This is a genomic window from Pseudomonas xantholysinigenes (assembly GCF_014268885.2).
Lineage (GTDB): Bacteria > Pseudomonadota > Gammaproteobacteria > Pseudomonadales > Pseudomonadaceae > Aquipseudomonas > Aquipseudomonas xantholysinigenes.
This window is the reverse complement of sequence record NZ_CP077095.1, coordinates 4,733,954-4,750,019: the sequence shown is the minus strand read 5'-3', so window position 1 is coordinate 4,750,019 and position 16,066 is coordinate 4,733,954. Positions and strand designations below refer to the sequence as shown.

The following is a 16,066-nucleotide window of genomic DNA, read 5'->3' as shown; positions in this document are numbered from 1 at the left end:
CCCGTCATGCGACGGGGCTTTTTCGTTTGTGATGAGCCTCTTGCAAAGCTGTTTGTCTGGGCTGCCGGCGTTGGTTTCTGATGGTACGGGGCCGCCGCGCTCATTTTTGCAAGAGCCTCAAGGTTTTCTGGTTTTCGACTCGTCGTCCGACGAGAGGCGGTTTTGAATGAAGTTTGTAGACGAAGTATCGATCCGGGTAAAAGCCGGTGATGGCGGCAACGGTTGCATGAGCTTCCGCCGCGAGAAATTCATCGAGAACGGTGGCCCCAACGGTGGCGACGGCGGCGATGGCGGCTCGGTGTACATGGTGGCCGACGAGAACCTCAACACCCTCGTCGACTACCGCTACACCCGTCACCACGAGGCCCAGCGCGGCCAGAATGGCGGCAGCACCGACTGCACTGGCAAGAAGGGCGAGGACCTGTTCCTGCGCGTGCCGGTCGGCACCACCGTGATCGACGCCTCGACCCAGGAAGTCATCGGCGACCTGATCACCCCCGGGCAGAAGCTGATGGTCGCCCAGGGCGGCTGGCACGGCCTGGGCAACACCCGCTTCAAGTCCAGCACCAACCGTGCGCCGCGCCAGACCACCCCAGGCAAGCCGGGTGACCAGCGCGACCTGAAAATGGAAATGAAAGTGCTGGCCGACGTTGGCCTGCTGGGCCTGCCGAACGCCGGCAAGAGCACCTTCATCCGCTCGGTCTCGGCCGCCAAGCCGAAAGTCGCCGACTACCCGTTCACCACCCTGGTGCCGAACCTGGGCGTGGTCAGCGTCGACCGCTGGAAGAGCTTCGTCATCGCCGACATCCCCGGCCTGATCGAAGGCGCTTCCGAAGGCGCTGGCCTGGGTATCCGCTTCCTCAAGCACCTGGCCCGTACCCGCGTGCTGCTGCACCTGGTCGACCTGGCGCCGCTGGATGGCAGCAGCCCGGCCGACGCCGCCGAGATCATCATCAACGAGCTGGCGCAGTTCAGCCCGGCGCTGGTCGACCGTGAGCGCTGGCTGGTGCTGAACAAGGCCGACATGATCATGGACGACGAGCGCGACGAGCGCGTCAAGGAAGTGGTCGAGCGCCTGAACTGGGACGGCCCGGTCTACGTGATCTCGGCCATCGCCAAGCAGGGCACCGAAAAGCTCAGCCACGACCTGATGCGCTACCTCGAAGACCGCGCCGACCGCCTGGCCAACGACCCGGCCTACGCCGAGGAACTGGCCGAGCTCGACCAGCGCATCGAAGACGAGGCCCGCGCCCAGCTGCAGGCCCTGGACGACGCCCGTACCCTGCGCCGTACCGGCGTCAAGAGCGTGCACGACATCGGCGACGATGACGACTGGGATGATTTCGAGGACGACGAAGACGGCCCGGAAATCATTTACGTGCGCGACTGATCGGTTGCTATACACTAAACGCCGCTCTCTGGAGCGGCGTTTTTGTATCCAAGGTATCTACAGATTCGACATAGGTTGGAAGAGAAGATGCGAAGCAAGGTGACTGGCGCCAAGCGCTGGGTCGTGAAGATCGGCAGCGCGCTGCTGACCGCCGACGGCAAGGGCCTCGACCGGGGCGCCATGGCGGTCTGGGTCGAGCAGATGGTGGCCCTGCGTGAAGCGGGCGTGGAACTGGTGCTGGTCTCCTCCGGGGCCGTGGCGGCGGGCATGAGCCAGCTGGGCTGGACCTCGCGACCGAGTGCGATGAACGAGCTGCAGGCCGCGGCATCGATCGGCCAGATGCGCCTGGTGCAGGCCTGGGAGTCGAGCTTCGGCGAGCACGGCAAGCACACCGCGCAGATCCTCCTGACCCATGACGACCTGTCCGACCGCAAGCGTTACCTCAACGCCCGTAGTACCTTGCGCACCCTGGTCGACCTGGGCGTGGTGCCGGTGATCAACGAGAACGACACCGTGGTCACCGACGAGATCCGCTTCGGCGACAACGACACCCTGGCGGCGCTGGTGGCCAACCTGGTGGAGGCCGACCTGTTGGTGATCCTCACCGACCGCGACGGCATGTTCGATGCCGACCCGCGCAACAACCCCGAAGCCCAGCTCATCTACGAGGCCCGTGCCGACGATCCGGCGCTGGACGCGGTGGCTGGCGGCACCGGTGGCGCCCTTGGCCGCGGCGGCATGCAGACCAAGCTGCGCGCCGCGCGCCTGGCTGCCCGTTCCGGCGCCCACACCATCATCATCGGCGGGCGTATCGAGCGTGTGCTGGATCGCCTGAAGGCCGGCGAGCGCCTGGGCACCTTGCTGTCGCCCGAGCGCGGCATGCTTGCCGCGCGCAAGCAGTGGCTGGCTGGCCACCTGCAGACCCGCGGCACCCTGGTGCTCGACGACGGCGCGGTGAAGGCGCTGCGCGAGTCGAACAAGAGCCTGCTGCCGGTCGGCGTGAAGACCGTGCAGGGCAGCTTCCGCCGTGGCGAGATGGTGGTCTGTGTCGGCCCCGACGGCCTGGAAGTCGCCCGGGGCCTGGCCAACTACAGCGCCCTGGAGGCGCAGAAGATCATCGGCCAGCCGTCCGATGCCATCGAGCAGCTGCTGGGCTACAGCGCGGAGCCCGAGTTGGTGCATCGCGACAACCTGGTCCTGGTCTGAGGGAGAGCACCGTGTTGAAGAGGATGTTTGCCGTGGCGGCGCTGTTGCTGCCGATGCTGGCCGGGGCCGAGGAGATCGGCCAGGTGTCCACCGTGTTCAAGTTTGTCGGGCCGAATGACCGCATTGTGGTCGAGGCATTCGACGACCCGAAGGTGGATGGCGTGACCTGCTACCTGTCGCGGGCCAAGACCGGCGGTATCAAGGGTGGGTTGGGGTTGGCCGAGGACCGTGCCGAGGCGTCGATCGCCTGTCGCCAGGTCGGGCCGATCCACTTCAAGGGTGACTTGAAGGATGGCGAGGAAGTGTTCAAGGAGCGCACCTCGCTGGTGTTCAAGACCATGCAGGTAGTGCGTTTTCTCGACAAGAAGCGCAATACCCTGGTGTACCTGGTGTATAGCGATCGGTTGATCGAAGGTAGCCCGCAGAATGCGGTGACGGCGATTCCGATTGTGCCTTGGGCGCAGCAATAACTTTCTGAATTTTGGGAGGCCTTTGGCCTACTTTCGCGGCACAAGGCCGCTCCTGCAAGGGGTACGCATATCCCTGTAGGAGCGGCCTTGTGCCGCGAAAGGGCCGCAAAGCGGCCCCAATACATCGAATCAGGCCAGCTCCTCGGCCTCATCCTCGCGCACGATGGCCTTTACCTCGTCCAGGCGGCTGATGTACTTCCAGTCCGCCTCGTCGATGTAGATGCCATTCGGCCCGCTGCCGCCTTCCAGGTCGATCGCCACCCGTGCCGACACCTGCGGCTTCACGCTCGCCAGAATCGGCACGAAGCCCAGCTGCTGGCTGGTCTCCAGCAACGCCGCCTGGTTGCGTTCGTCGATGTCAGCCGCCTCGTCGAGGTAGTACGGCAGGCGAATGCGCCCAGCCAGGTCGCGGTCCATCAGGTGCAGCAACAGGTACATGTTGGTCAGCGCCTTGATGGTCATGGTGGTGCCGTTGGACGCCGCGCCGTCGATGTCGGCGTGGATCACCGGCTGGCCGTTGATCTTGGTGATCTCGAAGGCCAGTTCGAACAGGTCCTTCAAGCCCAGCTGGTTGTGGTTGGCCGCCACCAGCCGCGCCAGGTACTCCTTGGCCTCTTCGTTCTTGTGATCCTGCTCGGCGCTTTGCGTGAGGTCGAACACCGACAGGGTCTCGCCTTCCTCGTACTGGCCGGCGCTGTGGATGATCTGGTCGATGTGCTTGAGCGCTTCCTTGTTCGGCGCCAGCACCACGCGGAAGCTCTCCAGGTTCGAGACCTGGCGCTTGTTGATCTCGCGGTTGAACAGCGCCAACTGGTGTTCGAGGCTGTCGTAGTCGCTGCGGATGTTACGCAGGGTCCGGGCGATATCGGTGACCGCCGCGCGGCGGGCCTTGGCCAGGGTCAGCGCTTCCTCGGTGCGGTGCGAGTAGGCGTTGATCAGCAGCTGCAGGCGGCGCTCCATGTCGTCTTCGCTGTCGAACTTGGCCACGCCTTTCAGGCGCACCTGGGCGTACAGCGCTTCGATCTGGTTGTCCACGCGCTGCAGCGCCTGCCAGCTGTCCTGGTAGTCGTTGAGCAGCGGCAGCAGGTTGTCCATGGAGTCGTCGATGGCTTCCATGAACGGCGTGCCGAAGGGCAGGTCGGCCGGTAGCAGCTGGCGACGGCGCAGGGCGTCTTCCAGGGTGCGTTGCTTGGCTTCCAGGTCGGCGATCTGCCGGCCTACCAGTTGCAGCTTGGCCGACAGCTGCTGGACGCGCTCGGTGAAGGCGTCGCTGGAGCGCTTGAGCTCGTCCTGGGCGGCTTCCAGCTGGCTCAGTTGCTCCAGCTTCTCCGGCTCTTCGGCGCTGAGGGTTTCGGTGCGGCGGTAGTCTTCCAGCGCTTTTTGCGCATCCAGCACCTGCTGGTACAGGGCTTCGGTCTGCGCCTTGCTGGCGGCGCGGTCGAGGGCCACGGCCTGCTGGGTCTTGAGCTGCTTGAGCTCTTTTTCCAGGCGTTCTTTCTGGTCGCGCAGGGCGGCGCGGTCGGCCAGGGCCTGCAGCGCGGGTGGGTCGATGTGCGAGATGTCGATGGACAGGCCAGGCACTTCGAAGCGCTCGCCCTTGAAGCGATCGAGCACGCCTTCGAGGGTTTTCACCCAGACGTCGCTGTCGTCCAGCTCGATGCCGCGATCACCCAGCGGCAGGCTGAACAGCGCGCCGTTGAACAGGCGCATGAGGCGGTCGACGTCCTGTTGCGAGAACTCTTCGCGCAGGCGCGCATAGCTGTTGTTGTCGGCGTGGTCGAGCTGCTGCTTGACCGCCTTGACGCGTTTCTCGAGGTCGCGCACGCGCTCGTCGAGGTCCTCGGCGGAGAACTGCCGCGACTGGGCCAGGGCGCCGGCCAGTTCGTCGTGGGCGTCCTTGGCCGCCAGCAGTTGCTGCTCCAGGACCTTGACGTCGTCGACCAGGGCGAAGCGGTGCTTGAGCACCGACAGCTCGCCCAGCCAGCGCTGGATGCCGGTGATTTCACGCTCCAGGCGCATCAGCTCCTGGGTGCCGCCGCGCTGGTCGTTCTGCAGGCGGTCCTGCTCGCCACGGTAGTGCTCGGCCTGGATGGTCAGCTCTTCCTTGCGCGCCATGGCGTACTCCTGCCAGGTGCCCAGCAGGTTGTCGAGCAGCGGCGAGATGCGGTGCAGCTTGCCGCGCAGGATGTCGCGCTGGGCCACGCCGCCGGCCAGGGCCTCGACCAGTGGGCCGGCTGCCACCAGGGCGTTGTAGTCGCCCTCCATGCGCCGCACGTCGCGGAAGGCCTCTTCGCAGGCGGCGATGTAGTCGACGCTGCCCGAGCGCAGGCTGTGCTCGAAAGCGTCGAGGAACAGCTGCTTGAGCTTGGCGGCGGTGATCTCGCGCATGTGCAGCAGGTTGATGAACAGCGCGCGGAAGGTCTTCAGGCTCTGCTCGCTGGTCGAGCGCAGCGGGATCAGGGTCAGGTCCAGCGGCACCGAGGTGTGGCCGCCGACCAGCAGCCGGCGCAGTTCGTCCGGCTTGAGCTCGTAGGCCTTCAGGCCATGGCGCTCGAGGTTGGTGAACAGTTCCTTTTGGCGCAGGCAGGTGTCGTCTTTCTGGTAGTGGGCCAGGTCCAGCTCGCCCTGGTAGGCGAAGAACTGGTGGCCGAAGCCGCCACCCGGGCCGCGGCCGACCACGCCGATCACGTGCGGGCCGTGGGGCAGGTTCAGTTCGCAGAGGATGTAGCTGGTGTCGCTGGCGAAGTAGAAGCGCCGCGACTGTTCCAGGCTGTACTTGCCGAAGCTCATGTCGGACATGCGCGCCAGGATCGGGAACTGCAGGGCGTTGATCGACGCCGATTTACCCAGGTTGTTGGCGCCATAGACCGACAGCGGGTGTTCCAGGGGGAACAGGCCGAGGCTGTAGCCGGCGGTGTTGAGCAGCGCGAAGCGGCGAATGCCGTAGCGTTCCTGGCTCATGCGTCAATCTCCTGTTGCTCTTCGCGGATCGCCCGGGCCAGGGCGTCTTCCTCGCTCTCTTCGCCATCGAAGGGCGACAGGTCGAGCGGGTCGTCGGTGCGGTTGAGTTGTTCGGGGGTTTCTTCCTCGACCAGCACCGGCACCGGCAGCGGCAGGTCGCTGTGCAGGGTGGCGGCCAGGTCGCGGTCCTGCTGCACCGACAGGCACACATCGAGGAAACGGTGCATGGGGGGCAGGAAGCGGTAGATGCCGCCTTCCTCGTGGGCGAAGCCGAGCTGGGTCATGCGCCGCAGGATCTTTTCTTCCAGCTCCTCGACGGTCTGCACTTCGGCCTGCAGGAACAGGTCGCGGTATTTGTCCAGCAGCGACGGCAGCTCGTCGCGGCCGATGCTGCCGCCGTCGAGCACCACCATCGGGTCGCGGCCCTGGTCGGCGAGGTGCTCGACCAGGATGAAGGTGAACAGCGACAGGCGCTGGGCGGTCTTGTTCACCTGCGCGGCGGCCTGCTCGGGGACGAAGTAGTAGAAGCCGCGGGTGTCGCACACCAGCTCGAAGCCCAGGGCCTTGAACAGGGTGCGGTACTGGTCCTGGAAGTTCGACAGCTGGGCGTACAGCTCCGGGTCGCGGCGGCTGACGTGGAAACCCTTGAACAGCTCGCGGAAGATCGGCGCGAGCTGGGACAGTTCGGAAAGATCAAGATGCATGGGTGGTGCTCGCGGTGGATTCGGTCGTGGTGGCCGGCTGGTTTGCGCGGCTGGACGTCAGGGCGAAGGAGCGCAGGCTGACCAGGTGTTCGCGGGTGGTGTATTCCTGGCGGTCGAGGCGCTGGCGGCTGAAGCGCTTTTCCCGCGACAGGCGCGAGAACCAGTACAGCAGCTCGTCGGTGGCGCCTTCGGGCTCCTGCTCCAGCAGCCAGACCATCAGGTCTGGCAGCGGCAGGGCGTCTTCGCAGCGCTCGAGCACTTCCTTGACCGTGCGCGGCGCGCGCGGGATCGGGCCCTTGTGGGTCTTGTGCGCCTTGGGGAAGCGCGCCGGCTTGGGCTCGAAGCGGGCCAGGGCATAGACGTAGGCCTCGACCTGGCTGGCGCTGCCGAGGAAGGTGCTCTGCGGGCGAGTGAACATCGGCATGGCCGCTTGCGGCACGGCGTCGATGCCTTTCTTGCGGATCACCGACAGGGCCAGCGCCGCGCCACGGGTCACGGCGTTGTGCCGGCGGGCCTCCTCGCGCAGCGGCAACAGCAGCTCGCGGGCGTGGCGCAGGGTCAGCTGGGCGCTGGTCTGCATTTCGAGGATGCGCGCGTGGGTACGCAGCAGCATGTCGTCGTCGACCAGGTGGCCCAGGCGCGCCTGCTCGCCCAGCAGGCGCAGCAGCACGGTCTCGACCTTGCGCACGCCCTGTTCGAAGGCGCCGTCGGCGTTGACCAGCTGGATCATCGGCTCGACATATTCGTCCCAGGTCGCCAGGACCTCGGCGTAACGCTGGCGCAAGGGGATCTGCCGGTTGCTGGTCTTGGCCCGCTCGGCCACGGCCTGCAGGGCCTGCTCGTCGTTGTCGAGTTTTTTCAGCACGTCGCGCACGCGCATGTCGAGCAGGCGCAACTGGCGCGCCAGGTCGTCGCTGTCGCGGTTGTCGAAGGCATCCTGGATATGCCCGGCCAGGCGTTCCAGGTGGCGCAGGTAGGCCTCGATCTCCAGGCACAGGCCCAGGCGGTGCTCGCGGCGCAGATAGGCGAGGAAGTCGTGGATCTGCGCGTTGAGCTCGAAGCGGTTCGGGCTCTTGGCCACTGGGACCAGGATGTCCAGGCGGATCCATACGTCGAGCAGCTGGGTGATGTCCTGCGGGGTGCTTTCCACCTGCTGGCGGGCCAGCTGCTGGCGCAGCTCGACCAGGCTCAGGGTGCCCTGGTCGAAGCGCTCGCACAGCGGCTCGATCAAGGCCCAGTGTTCGGCTAGGGCGCGCAGGACGCGCTTGGGTTCGATCATTGGCGGGTCGACTCGTTGCCAAATAAAAGGGGCGATTGTACTGCATCCGGGGGGGAGGATTTCACCCCTTGGTCTGTAATGGGGGATAACCTGAGTTACAGGGTGGCTTGCACTGGCCCATTCGCGGGTAAACCCGCTCCCACAGGCCTTGCGCTGTCTCTGTGGGAGCGGGCTTGCCCGCGAAGAGGCCGGTACAGGCGATAAATTCCGCCCACCTGTTGCAGCGCTATCTGCCCAACGGCGTTAGAATGCCCGACTGTTTCGTCTTCCCCGGATACCCGCGCCTTGCTGATCGAGTCCCGCCGCCGCGCCTACCTGTCCGCCATGCAAGTGGTGCACTGGTTGCCGCGCGCCGAACTGCCGTTCGCCGCACCGTCACGGCCCGAATTGCTGCTGCCGGTGGCGCCGGTCGAGGACCTGGAGTTCGAGGCGTGCCCGGCGCAGCCTGCGCCAAGCGCGGCCCCGGCAGCGCCCCAGGCCCGGGCGGAGCGGCCGAAGATCGAGATCCCAAGGCCGGGCAGCGCGCCCAAGCCTGCCGCCAAGCCGGTCGAGGCCGAAGAGCAGCCTCCCGCGCCACGTCCGGTGCGGGTGCCGCCGCCGCGTTTCGCCCTGCAACTGCTGCGTGCCGGTCGTTGCTTGCTGCTGGTCGAGCTGGCCACCGGCCAGCCGTTCCAGAGCCGCGACCCATCCTACCTGCTGCTCAAGGACATGCTGCGCGCCGCCGGCCTGCCGGACGCGCCGCAGCTCATCGGCGAGCCGGTACGTTGGCCATTGCTGGTGCGCGGCAACATGGACCAGGGCCCCGATGCCGCCCGCGACTTCGTCCAGGGCTTTATCGCCGCGCGCCTGGAAGAGGCGCCCTGCGCCTGCCTGTGGCTGATCGGCCTGCCGGCCATTCGCTATGCCGGCCAGGCCGAAGCCGAGGCCTATTACCAAGAACTCAAGGTCGACCTGCTCGGCGACGCCTGGGCCTTGCCCGGCCTTGAACTGTTGATGGACGAGCCGCAGCGCAAGGCGGACGTCTGGAAAGCCATGCGCCAGCTGATGGCGCGCTGGAAGAGCGTTAAATGAGTGACTCGATCAGTTTCCGCCCGGCGACCGAGGCGGACCTGGATGCCCTGCTTAAGATCGAATATGCCGCGTTCAGTCATCCCTGGACCCGTGGCATCTTCCAGGATGCGTTGAAGTCCTATGAAGTGTGGTTGATGTTCGATGGCCAGCAGCAGGTTGGCCATGGTGTGATCAACGTGATCATTGACGAGGCGCACCTGCTCAATATCACCGTCAAGCCAGAGAACCAGGGGCGCGGGCTGGGCTTGCGGCTGCTCGAGCAACTGATGGCGCGGGCCTACCAGCTCAATGGCCGCGAGTGCTTCCTTGAGGTGCGTGCCAGCAACCAGTCGGCCTATCGGCTGTACGAGCGCTATGGTTTCAACGAGATTGGCCGGCGCCGCGACTACTACCCGCTGGCGGGTGGGCGCGAGGATGCGCTGGTGATGGCCTGTACGTTGCTCGAAGACTGAGCACTATGCCCAGTAGGAGCGGCACGAGGCCGCTCCAGGGGGGCGCGTGAGCAGGCGCCTCAGATCTGCGGATGCTGCACTTCGATCGGCTTGCGCAGATCCCGCAGGCTACGTGTCACCGCCCCGGTATTGCACTTGGCCGCGGCCTGCTCCGGGGTCATCTCGCGGATGGTGCGGTAGAACAGCTCGCAGGTCTGCTTCTTCTGCGTCACCTGCCACTTGCCGCTGCACGCCTCCAGGGTGAGCTTGGCGTCAGCCTTGGGGTTGCGCCCCATGCCGGCCTGCCAGCAAGCGGCCGTCAGGTCCTGGCCCATCATCTTCAGGCCCGCCGCGTCGGCCTTGTCCTGGTCGCCGTCGTAGCTTTTCGGGTCGGCGGCGTACCAGATCGCACTCGGGTGGTTGGCGCCAAGCACCGGCACCTTGGCGCTGCCGGCCTCGGGGCTGATGCTCACCAGCCCCAGCACGTCCACCTTCGGCCCATACTGCTGCTGGATCCAGGCGCGTACCGGCGCGCCGAAGGCGACCATCGGCAGGGCGCTCTTGCCGTTGTGGGTGAGGGCAACCTCCTTGACCATGCGCACCTGATAGTCGCTGAAGTAGCCGTAGACACCCTCCAGATCCTTGCCGGCGCTGGCCGGGGCGGCGATCGGGGCGATGTCGACGATGGTCTGGTAGGCCGGGGTCTGGGTGGCCTCGACGCCGTTGAAGGTGAGCAACTGGGCCCAGCGGTCGGTGGTGTTGGACTTCAGGTAGTCCTGGTAGCGGGTCAGCGAGTAATCCGGCGGGAAGTGCAGCAGTTCGATGCTGCGGCGGTTCTCCAGGGCCATGCCCAGGGGCAGGAACAGGTACCAGCTGTAGTCCCAGCCGCCTTTCTGATTGAGCTGGGTCGCGCCTTGGTAGGCCAGCTCGCCGCTGTCGAGCAGCTTGCGCAAGGGCTCGGTATAGCTGGTCGGCACGCCGCTGATGCGGGCGTGTAGCTGGTCATGTTCGCGGATCACCTTGACCTGAGCGCTGGCGTAGCCGTCGCGTTGCACGCTTTGGCTCAGGTAGTGCTCCACGGTCTGTTCCAGGGTCCAGTCGCGGTAGCAGATGACGTTGCAGTTGTTGGGGTAGGCGAACAGCCGGGTCACGCGCTGGGCGTCGCCCAGGTCGATCTGTGCGTCGGCCATGGCCAGGCCGCTGAAGGTGAGGGCGACCAGCCCCGATACCGCCATCTTGTGCATGCTTAACTCCTTGTCAGTGGCCGCCAGGATGGCGGGCGCTACCCATGGTGGATGAACAGGAGGGGGCATGAAAAGCGCCAAGTACTGGCTACTGGCTATTGCGTTGTCCGGGCTCGGCATGGCCCAGGCGGACGAGCGTGATGTGTGGATGTTCGCCCAGTGGGCGGGGGATCACGAGAATCGCGGGTTTCGCGAGATGCTGGTGGCGGCGCGCTTGTATGGGGTGGTGCCGATCCACCAGCTGTTGCGTTCGGCGTCGGATTGGCGCTTGTGCAAGGCGTCGCCGTTCGCGGTGCCGCCGGCCACCCATTGGCCAGCGGTGCGCTCGACCCTGTCGCTGCTCAAGGTGCTGGGCGAGCAGGGCGTCCTGCGTCAGTTCGAAGTGGTCTCGGCGTACCGCGATCCGCGTCTGAATGCTTGCGCCGGTGGCGCGCCGAGCAGTGCGCACATGCGTGCATTCGCGGTGGACCTGCTGTTGCCGGCCTGGGCCGACCCCAACCCGCTGTGCCAATTCTGGCAGCAGCATGGGCAAACCTGGAACATGGGGCTGGGGCGCTATCCGTCGGGGCGCATCCACCTCGATACGGCGGGTTATCGCACCTGGGGTGGCGATGGCAGCCCGGGCTCGTCGTTCTGCAGCAAGCCCAGGTGAGCCAGGCAGGCCTGGCATTCACCCTGGACCCAATCGGCGAAACGTTGGCGCTTGCCGCCGTCGTTCAGCGGCTGCGGGCTGAGCAGGTGATAGCTGGAGCCCTCCTTCAGGAAGCCGAACGGCGCTTGTAGCTGGCCGCTGTCCAGTTCGTCGCGAACCATCAGCGCCGAGGCCATGGCCAGGCCCAGGCCAGCGCTGGCGGCCTGGATCGACAAATAGAAATGCTCGTAGTCGCTGCGCTCGCCCTGGCTGATGGCCTGGTCACTCAGGCGCAGCCAGGTCGGCCAGGCACTGGGGCGGGTCGCGCTGTGCAGCAGGCGCTGGCCCTGGTAGCCAGGCGCGCGGACCGGGCCGATCCATTCGTCGCAGATTTTCAGGCTGTGCAACTGGCGGTCCCAGTGGAAATCGTCGCGGCGCAGGGCCAGGTCGATGCCGCCACGGCTGAAGTCCACCGGGCCGCCCGCGGCCACCAGGTGCAGTTGCAGGTCGGGGTGGGCGGCGTGGAAGCGCGGCAGGCGCGGGATCAGCCAGCGCATGGCGATGGTCGGCTCGCAGGACAGCACCAGCACGGTGTCGTGGGCTTGCTGGTGCAGGCGCTGCACGGCGTCTTCCAACTGCTCGAAGATCGCCTGGGTGGTGGCCTGCAGGTCACGCCCGGCGTGGGTGAGGAAGATCGCCCGGTTGCGCCGTTCAAACAGCTCCACGCCGAGGCTTTCCTCGAGCAGGCGGACCTGGCGGCTGACGGCGCCGTGGGTGACGTGCAGGTGTTCGGCGGCGCGCACGAAGCTTTCGCTGCGGGCGGCGATATCGAAGTAGCGCAAGGCGGTGAGGGGAGGCAGTTTCATGGGGATGTCGTCCTTGCCGGCCTGTGGGAGCAACTGTCTTGCTCAACTGCTAAAGCTAGCGCGGTCGCTGTGGGAGCGGGTTTACCCGCGAAGAGGCCTGCGCAGCTACAGGAGTCTGTGAGATTAACTAGCGTATTTGTCTCACTATAAATCGATTTTTGCTGGTGAGTACTGCCTCGATAATGACGGGAAAAGTGAATTTTCATCGTCTATTGAGGAACCGTTCGTGAATGAACTCATCGCCGTCGCCCTGTTCACCCTCCTGGCTGTGATCAGCCCTGGCGCCGACTTTGCCATGGTCACCCGCAGCAGTTATGCACAGGGCCGCAAGGCCGGCCTCGCCGCAGCGGTGGGAATCGCCCTGGGTGTGCAGGTGCATGTGCTGTACACCGTGCTTGGCATTGCCGTGATCATCAGCCAGAGCCCGGCCCTGTTCCTGGCCATGAAGGTGGTGGGGGCGGGCTATCTGGTCTACCTGGGCTACAAGTCGCTGACCAACACCACGCGCATCCGCCTCGACGGCCTTGCGCACAGCGAGGCCAGCATGGCGAGCGCCTTGCGCACGGGGTTCCTGACCAACGCGCTGAACCCCAAGACCATGCTTTTCGTGGTCAGCGCCTACACCCAGGTGGTGCAGCCCGGCAGCCCGCTGGCACTGGACTTCGCCTATGGCGCGTTCATGTCGTTCGCCCACTGGGTATGGTTCAGCCTGGTGGCGGTGTTCTTCTCCAATCACTTGCTGCGCCGGGCGATGATCGAGCGGCAGGTGGTGGTCGATCGGGTGATCGGTGTGGCGTTGATAGGGTTGGGGCTGGCTGTGCTGACGGCGGGGGTGCGCTAGGCGTACTTTTTAGCAGGCGAAAAAAAGGGCTTATCTTTCGATAAGCCCTTTTAAAAGATGGTGGCTACACAGGGACTTGAACCCCGGACCCCAGCATTATGAATGCTATGCTCTAACCAACTGAGCTATGTAGCCAACTTGGCGCGCATTATTAGCGTGAATCGCGATCCTGTCAACAACGTTTTTAAAAAAATTTTCCAACCTTTCAAAAACTTAGCGGGAATGCCCGGCTCAGCGCACGAGCAGCCAGTGGCCAAGCACGCCTTGCAGGCGCAGCTGTTGCTCGGCGGCCAGCTTGTCGAGGCTCTGGGCCGGGTGATCCAGGTCGAAGTCCGCGCTGATGCGTCGATGCGCCGCCTGCTCGTCCAGCAACCAGACACGCTGTCCTTGATAACCGGCCAGGCGTTCCAGCACCTCGGTCAACGGCAGGTTCCTGGCCTTGAGTTGGCCGCTGCGCCAGGCATCGACCAGTTGGATATCGACCTTTTCCACCGGGTTGATATGCGCTGCGCTGAAAGTCACGCGCTCGCCCGCGTTGATCATGCGTTGGTCGGCGCCCTGGCTGACGGTGGCCTTGCCCTTGATCACCACCAGTTCGTCATGGTCGCCGTGGCGGGTGATCTGCAGGCGGGTGCCGAACACCTGGATGCGGGTGTCGTCGACCTGCACTTCCAGCGCCCGGCCATCGAGCATTACTTCCAGGTACACCTGGCCTTGGACCAACTGCATTTGGCGGGTACGGCCGCGCAGGTCGACATTCATCGCGCTGGCGCTGTCCAGGTGCAGGGTCGAGCCGTCAGCCAGGCGCACGCTGCGCCGTTCGCCGGCGTCGGTGTGCAGCTCGCTGCCCAGGCGTTGCAGTGTCGGCCAATAGAGCCAGGCCAGCAATGCCAGCAGCAGCAGGAACAACACCCCCAGCATCAGCCCTACCCGGCTGCGCCGGACCTTGACGGCCCGGGGCCGTGGGCGCGGCGCTGGTACCTGCAACTGCTGCCAGTAGGCTTCGAGCGCTGCGTAGGCGCGGGCGTTGAGTGGGTCCTGACACCACAGGGCGAAGGCCTGGCGCAGGCGTTCGTCGCAGCCGGGCTGGCGCAAGCGGGCAAACCATTCCAGAGCTTCGTGTTCGGGATCGGGCGGCGGCTGCAAGGCGGGCATCGGGCTCATAGGGTCGGTCTGCTCGCGGGGGAGGGTGGTTTGGCCCAGTGTTTACGGGGATTGGAGTGCCTGAGATGCTAATTATATTGAGAATTATTTGCAAGTATGTCGTTGGCAGGTCGACCCCGTGAGCGCCAGGGTGCGGGAAATAAAAAGCTAGCTTCGTATCTATTTGTTTCACGATAATCAGGGCCCAACCTGCGCACGGATCTCCAGCCCATGGCCATCAGCAGCTCCCCGACCACCCCTGCGAGCAACCCGGCCACCCCGTTGGTGATGCGCATCATCGGCTTCTGTGCCCTGGCGCACCTGATCAACGACCTGATCCAGTCGGTGCTGCCGGCGATCTACCCGATGCTCAAGGCCAATTACGACCTGAGCTTCGCCCAGATTGGCCTGATCACCCTGACCTTCCAGATCACCGCCTCGTTGCTGCAACCCTGGGTGGGCTTCTTTACCGACAAACGGCCCACGCCGAACCTGCTGCCGATGGGCACCCTGTGCACGCTGGTGGGGATCGTGATGCTGGCATTCGTCGGCAGCTTCCCGATGATCCTGCTGGCCTCGGCGCTGGTGGGCATTGGCTCGTCGACCTTCCACCCCGAGACCTCGCGCATTGCCCGCCTGGCCTCCGGTGGGCGCTTCGGCCTGGCGCAGTCGAGCTTCCAGGTCGGCGGCAACGCCGGCTCAGCCCTCGGCCCGCTGCTGGCGGCGGCGATCGTGATTCCCTTCGGCCAGACCCATGTCGCCTGGTTCGGCGTGGCCGGGCTGTTCTTCTTCGCCGTGACCTTGATGCTGCGCCGCTGGTACAAGGAGCACCTCAACCAGGCCAAGGCGCGCAAGGCGGTGCAGGCCACCCACGGCATCTCGCGCCAGCGGGTGATCCTGGCATTGGTGGTGCTGGGCTTGCTGGTGTTTTCCAAGTACTTCTATATGTCCAGCTTCACCAGCTACTTCACCTTCTACCTGATCGAGAAGTTCCAGCTGTCGGTGGCCAGTTCGCAGCTGCACCTGTTCCTGTTCCTTGGCGCGGTGGCCGCGGGCACCTTCTTCGGCGGGCCGATTGGTGACCGTATCGGGCGCAAGGCGGTGATCTGGTTCTCGATACTCGGGGTGGCGCCGTTCACCCTGGCGCTGCCGTATGCCGACCTGTTCTGGACCACCGTGCTCAGCGTGGTGATCGGTTTCATTCTGGCGTCGGCGTTCTCGGCCATCGTGGTGTATGCCCAGGAACTGGTGCCGGGCAACGTGGGGATGATCGCCGGGATCTTCTTCGGGCTGATGTTCGGCTTCGGCGGCATCGGCGCGGCGCTGCTGGGGTATGTGGCGGATCTGCGTGGGATCGAATACGTGTATGGGGTTTGCTCGTTCCTGCCGTTGTTTGGGTTGCTGGCGGTGTTTTTGCCGGCTACTGGCAAACGCTGAGGACCGAAAGCGCGGGTCAAGCCCGCTTCCACGCTATTTGTCCATCAGGCATGGGAGCGGGCTTGACCCGCGATTGACGAAACATCCATGGCTGGCCTAGAGTGCCGCCTCCTTTCATTGACCTGCGTAGTTCACTTGATGCGCCGTACCGATGTGATCCGCCCACACCGCCAGCCTGTCGCCCCGACAGCGCGCCGCGCGTGGCCGAGCGACACGGTGCTCAAGCGTCGACGCAGCGTGCTGTTCGCCTTCACCTTCTCGCCACACCTTGCCCTGAACTGATCCGCGCCCCTGCACCCAGCGCCTTCCCGGCGTGATCGCGGGCGCCTGCGTTCGAACATCTTTCAGCGGATTTTCCAGTCGGCCAGGGCCAGAGCCCCTGCGCGTCGGCT

At 65.4% G+C, this 16,066-nt stretch carries 15 protein-coding genes and 1 tRNA gene; 9 read left to right on the top strand and 7 right to left on the bottom strand.

All coding sequences use genetic code 11. The annotated features are described in order from the left end of the window. The first annotated feature begins 166 nt into the window (after nucleotides 1-166). The 3 genes from cgtA to HU772_RS21210 all read left to right on the top strand — a co-directional run bounded on the left by cgtA (nucleotide 167) and on the right by HU772_RS21210 (nucleotide 3,066). Nucleotides 167-1,390, top strand: coding sequence for an Obg family GTPase CgtA (gene cgtA, locus HU772_RS21220; protein ID WP_186661732.1), 1,224 nt, complete (start codon nucleotides 167-169; stop codon nucleotides 1,388-1,390). Between the two features lie 87 nt (nucleotides 1,391-1,477). Continuing rightward, on the top strand, nucleotides 1,478-2,596 hold the full coding sequence (gene proB / locus HU772_RS21215) for a glutamate 5-kinase (protein ID WP_186661730.1): 1,119 nt from the start codon (nucleotides 1,478-1,480) through the stop codon (nucleotides 2,594-2,596). A gap of 23 nt (nucleotides 2,597-2,619) precedes the next feature. After that, nucleotides 2,620-3,066 (top strand): CreA family protein, encoded by a 447-nt coding sequence (locus HU772_RS21210; RefSeq protein ID WP_139121132.1) that lies wholly within the window; start codon nucleotides 2,620-2,622, stop codon nucleotides 3,064-3,066. A 129-nt stretch (nucleotides 3,067-3,195) separates the two neighbouring features. Here the strand turns inward: HU772_RS21210 and mksF are convergent, their stop codons facing one another. Genes mksF through mksB form a run of 3 tightly spaced genes read right to left on the bottom strand, consistent with a single transcriptional unit; the run spans nucleotide 3,196 to nucleotide 8,010 of the window. Further along, nucleotides 3,196-6,027, bottom strand: coding sequence for an Mks condensin complex protein MksF (gene mksF / locus HU772_RS21205; RefSeq protein ID WP_186661729.1), 2,832 nt, complete (start codon nucleotides 6,025-6,027; stop codon nucleotides 3,196-3,198). Continuing rightward, nucleotides 6,024-6,731, bottom strand: coding sequence for an Mks condensin complex protein MksE (gene mksE, locus HU772_RS21200; protein ID WP_134693607.1), 708 nt, complete (start codon nucleotides 6,729-6,731; stop codon nucleotides 6,024-6,026). Before mksE ends, mksF begins: the two co-directional genes overlap by 4 nt. Then, the gene (mksB, locus tag HU772_RS21195; protein WP_186661728.1) at nucleotides 6,721-8,010 is read right to left on the bottom strand and encodes an Mks condensin complex protein MksB; all 1,290 of its coding nucleotides are present in this window, start codon (nucleotides 8,008-8,010) and stop codon (nucleotides 6,721-6,723) included. The genes mksE and mksB overlap by 11 nt, the downstream gene beginning before the upstream one ends. A 285-nt stretch (nucleotides 8,011-8,295) precedes the next feature. Here mksB and HU772_RS21190 point away from each other — a divergent pair, with 285 nt between their 5' ends. Next, on the top strand, nucleotides 8,296-9,081 hold the full coding sequence (locus tag HU772_RS21190; protein WP_186661727.1) for an energy transducer TonB: 786 nt from the start codon (nucleotides 8,296-8,298) through the stop codon (nucleotides 9,079-9,081). After that, the gene (rimI, locus tag HU772_RS21185) at nucleotides 9,078-9,533 is read left to right on the top strand and encodes a ribosomal protein S18-alanine N-acetyltransferase (RefSeq protein ID WP_186661726.1); all 456 of its coding nucleotides are present in this window, start codon (nucleotides 9,078-9,080) and stop codon (nucleotides 9,531-9,533) included. The genes HU772_RS21190 and rimI overlap by 4 nt, the downstream gene beginning before the upstream one ends. Nucleotides 9,534-9,592: 59 nt before the next feature. Here rimI and HU772_RS21180 read toward each other — a convergent pair whose 3' ends face one another. Next, a complete protein-coding gene (locus tag HU772_RS21180) occupies nucleotides 9,593-10,756 on the bottom strand; it encodes a hypothetical protein (RefSeq protein ID WP_186661725.1) in 1,164 nt (387 codons plus the stop codon). Nucleotides 10,757-10,823: 67 nt separating this feature from the next. On the opposite strand from HU772_RS21180, the gene HU772_RS21175 reads away from it, so the two are divergent. Further along, a complete protein-coding gene (locus tag HU772_RS21175) occupies nucleotides 10,824-11,408 on the top strand; it encodes a D-Ala-D-Ala carboxypeptidase family metallohydrolase (protein WP_186661724.1) in 585 nt (194 codons plus the stop codon). Here the strand turns inward: HU772_RS21175 and HU772_RS21170 are convergent. After that, nucleotides 11,348-12,253, bottom strand: a complete 906-nt coding sequence (locus tag HU772_RS21170) for a LysR substrate-binding domain-containing protein (protein WP_186661723.1) — start codon at nucleotides 12,251-12,253, stop codon at nucleotides 11,348-11,350. The genes HU772_RS21175 and HU772_RS21170 overlap by 61 nt on opposite strands. A 226-nt stretch (nucleotides 12,254-12,479) precedes the next feature. Here HU772_RS21170 and HU772_RS21165 point away from each other — a divergent pair, with 226 nt between their 5' ends. Further along, nucleotides 12,480-13,094 (top strand): LysE family translocator, encoded by a 615-nt coding sequence (locus tag HU772_RS21165; RefSeq protein WP_186661722.1) that lies wholly within the window; start codon nucleotides 12,480-12,482, stop codon nucleotides 13,092-13,094. Between the two features lie 58 nt (nucleotides 13,095-13,152). On the opposite strand, the gene HU772_RS21160 is transcribed toward HU772_RS21165, so the two are convergent. Next, a tRNA-Met gene (locus HU772_RS21160) sits at nucleotides 13,153-13,229 on the bottom strand. A 96-nt stretch (nucleotides 13,230-13,325) separates the two neighbouring features. Continuing rightward, nucleotides 13,326-14,258, bottom strand: a complete 933-nt coding sequence (locus tag HU772_RS21155; RefSeq protein ID WP_225923066.1) for a FecR family protein — start codon at nucleotides 14,256-14,258, stop codon at nucleotides 13,326-13,328. A gap of 210 nt (nucleotides 14,259-14,468) precedes the next feature. On the opposite strand from HU772_RS21155, the gene HU772_RS21150 reads away from it, so the two are divergent. Both HU772_RS21150 and HU772_RS21145 read left to right on the top strand, forming a co-directional pair. Further along, nucleotides 14,469-15,674, top strand: coding sequence for an MFS transporter (locus HU772_RS21150; protein WP_186661720.1), 1,206 nt, complete (start codon nucleotides 14,469-14,471; stop codon nucleotides 15,672-15,674). A gap of 138 nt (nucleotides 15,675-15,812) precedes the next feature. Continuing rightward, nucleotides 15,813-15,956: a hypothetical protein gene (locus tag HU772_RS21145; protein ID WP_186661718.1), complete on the top strand. Its 144-nt coding sequence runs from the start codon at nucleotides 15,813-15,815 to the stop codon at nucleotides 15,954-15,956. The last annotated feature ends 110 nt before the right edge of the window (nucleotides 15,957-16,066 follow it).

What these genes read in the sequence shown, in the direction of transcription:
- HU772_RS21150 (WP_186661720.1), top strand. Translation starts at nt 14,469, where the DNA reads ATGGCCATCAGCAGCTCCCCGACCACCCCTGCGAGCAACCCGGCCACC.
- mksB (WP_186661728.1), bottom strand. Translation starts at nt 8,010, where the DNA reads ATGATCGAACCCAAGCGCGTCCTGCGCGCCCTAGCCGAACACTGGGCC.
- HU772_RS21145 (WP_186661718.1), top strand. Translation starts at nt 15,813, where the DNA reads ATGCGCCGTACCGATGTGATCCGCCCACACCGCCAGCCTGTCGCCCCG.
- HU772_RS21175 (WP_186661724.1), top strand. Translation starts at nt 10,824, where the DNA reads ATGAAAAGCGCCAAGTACTGGCTACTGGCTATTGCGTTGTCCGGGCTC.
- HU772_RS21170 (WP_186661723.1), bottom strand. Translation starts at nt 12,253, where the DNA reads ATGAAACTGCCTCCCCTCACCGCCTTGCGCTACTTCGATATCGCCGCC.
- HU772_RS21180 (WP_186661725.1), bottom strand. Translation starts at nt 10,756, where the DNA reads ATGCACAAGATGGCGGTATCGGGGCTGGTCGCCCTCACCTTCAGCGGC.
- HU772_RS21155 (WP_225923066.1), bottom strand. Translation starts at nt 14,258, where the DNA reads ATGAGCCCGATGCCCGCCTTGCAGCCGCCGCCCGATCCCGAACACGAA.
- mksF (WP_186661729.1), bottom strand. Translation starts at nt 6,027, where the DNA reads ATGAGCCAGGAACGCTACGGCATTCGCCGCTTCGCGCTGCTCAACACC.
- rimI (WP_186661726.1), top strand. Translation starts at nt 9,078, where the DNA reads ATGAGTGACTCGATCAGTTTCCGCCCGGCGACCGAGGCGGACCTGGAT.
- HU772_RS21210 (WP_139121132.1), top strand. Translation starts at nt 2,620, where the DNA reads ATGTTTGCCGTGGCGGCGCTGTTGCTGCCGATGCTGGCCGGGGCCGAG.
- proB (WP_186661730.1), top strand. Translation starts at nt 1,478, where the DNA reads ATGCGAAGCAAGGTGACTGGCGCCAAGCGCTGGGTCGTGAAGATCGGC.
- mksE (WP_134693607.1), bottom strand. Translation starts at nt 6,731, where the DNA reads ATGCATCTTGATCTTTCCGAACTGTCCCAGCTCGCGCCGATCTTCCGC.
- cgtA (WP_186661732.1), top strand. Translation starts at nt 167, where the DNA reads ATGAAGTTTGTAGACGAAGTATCGATCCGGGTAAAAGCCGGTGATGGC.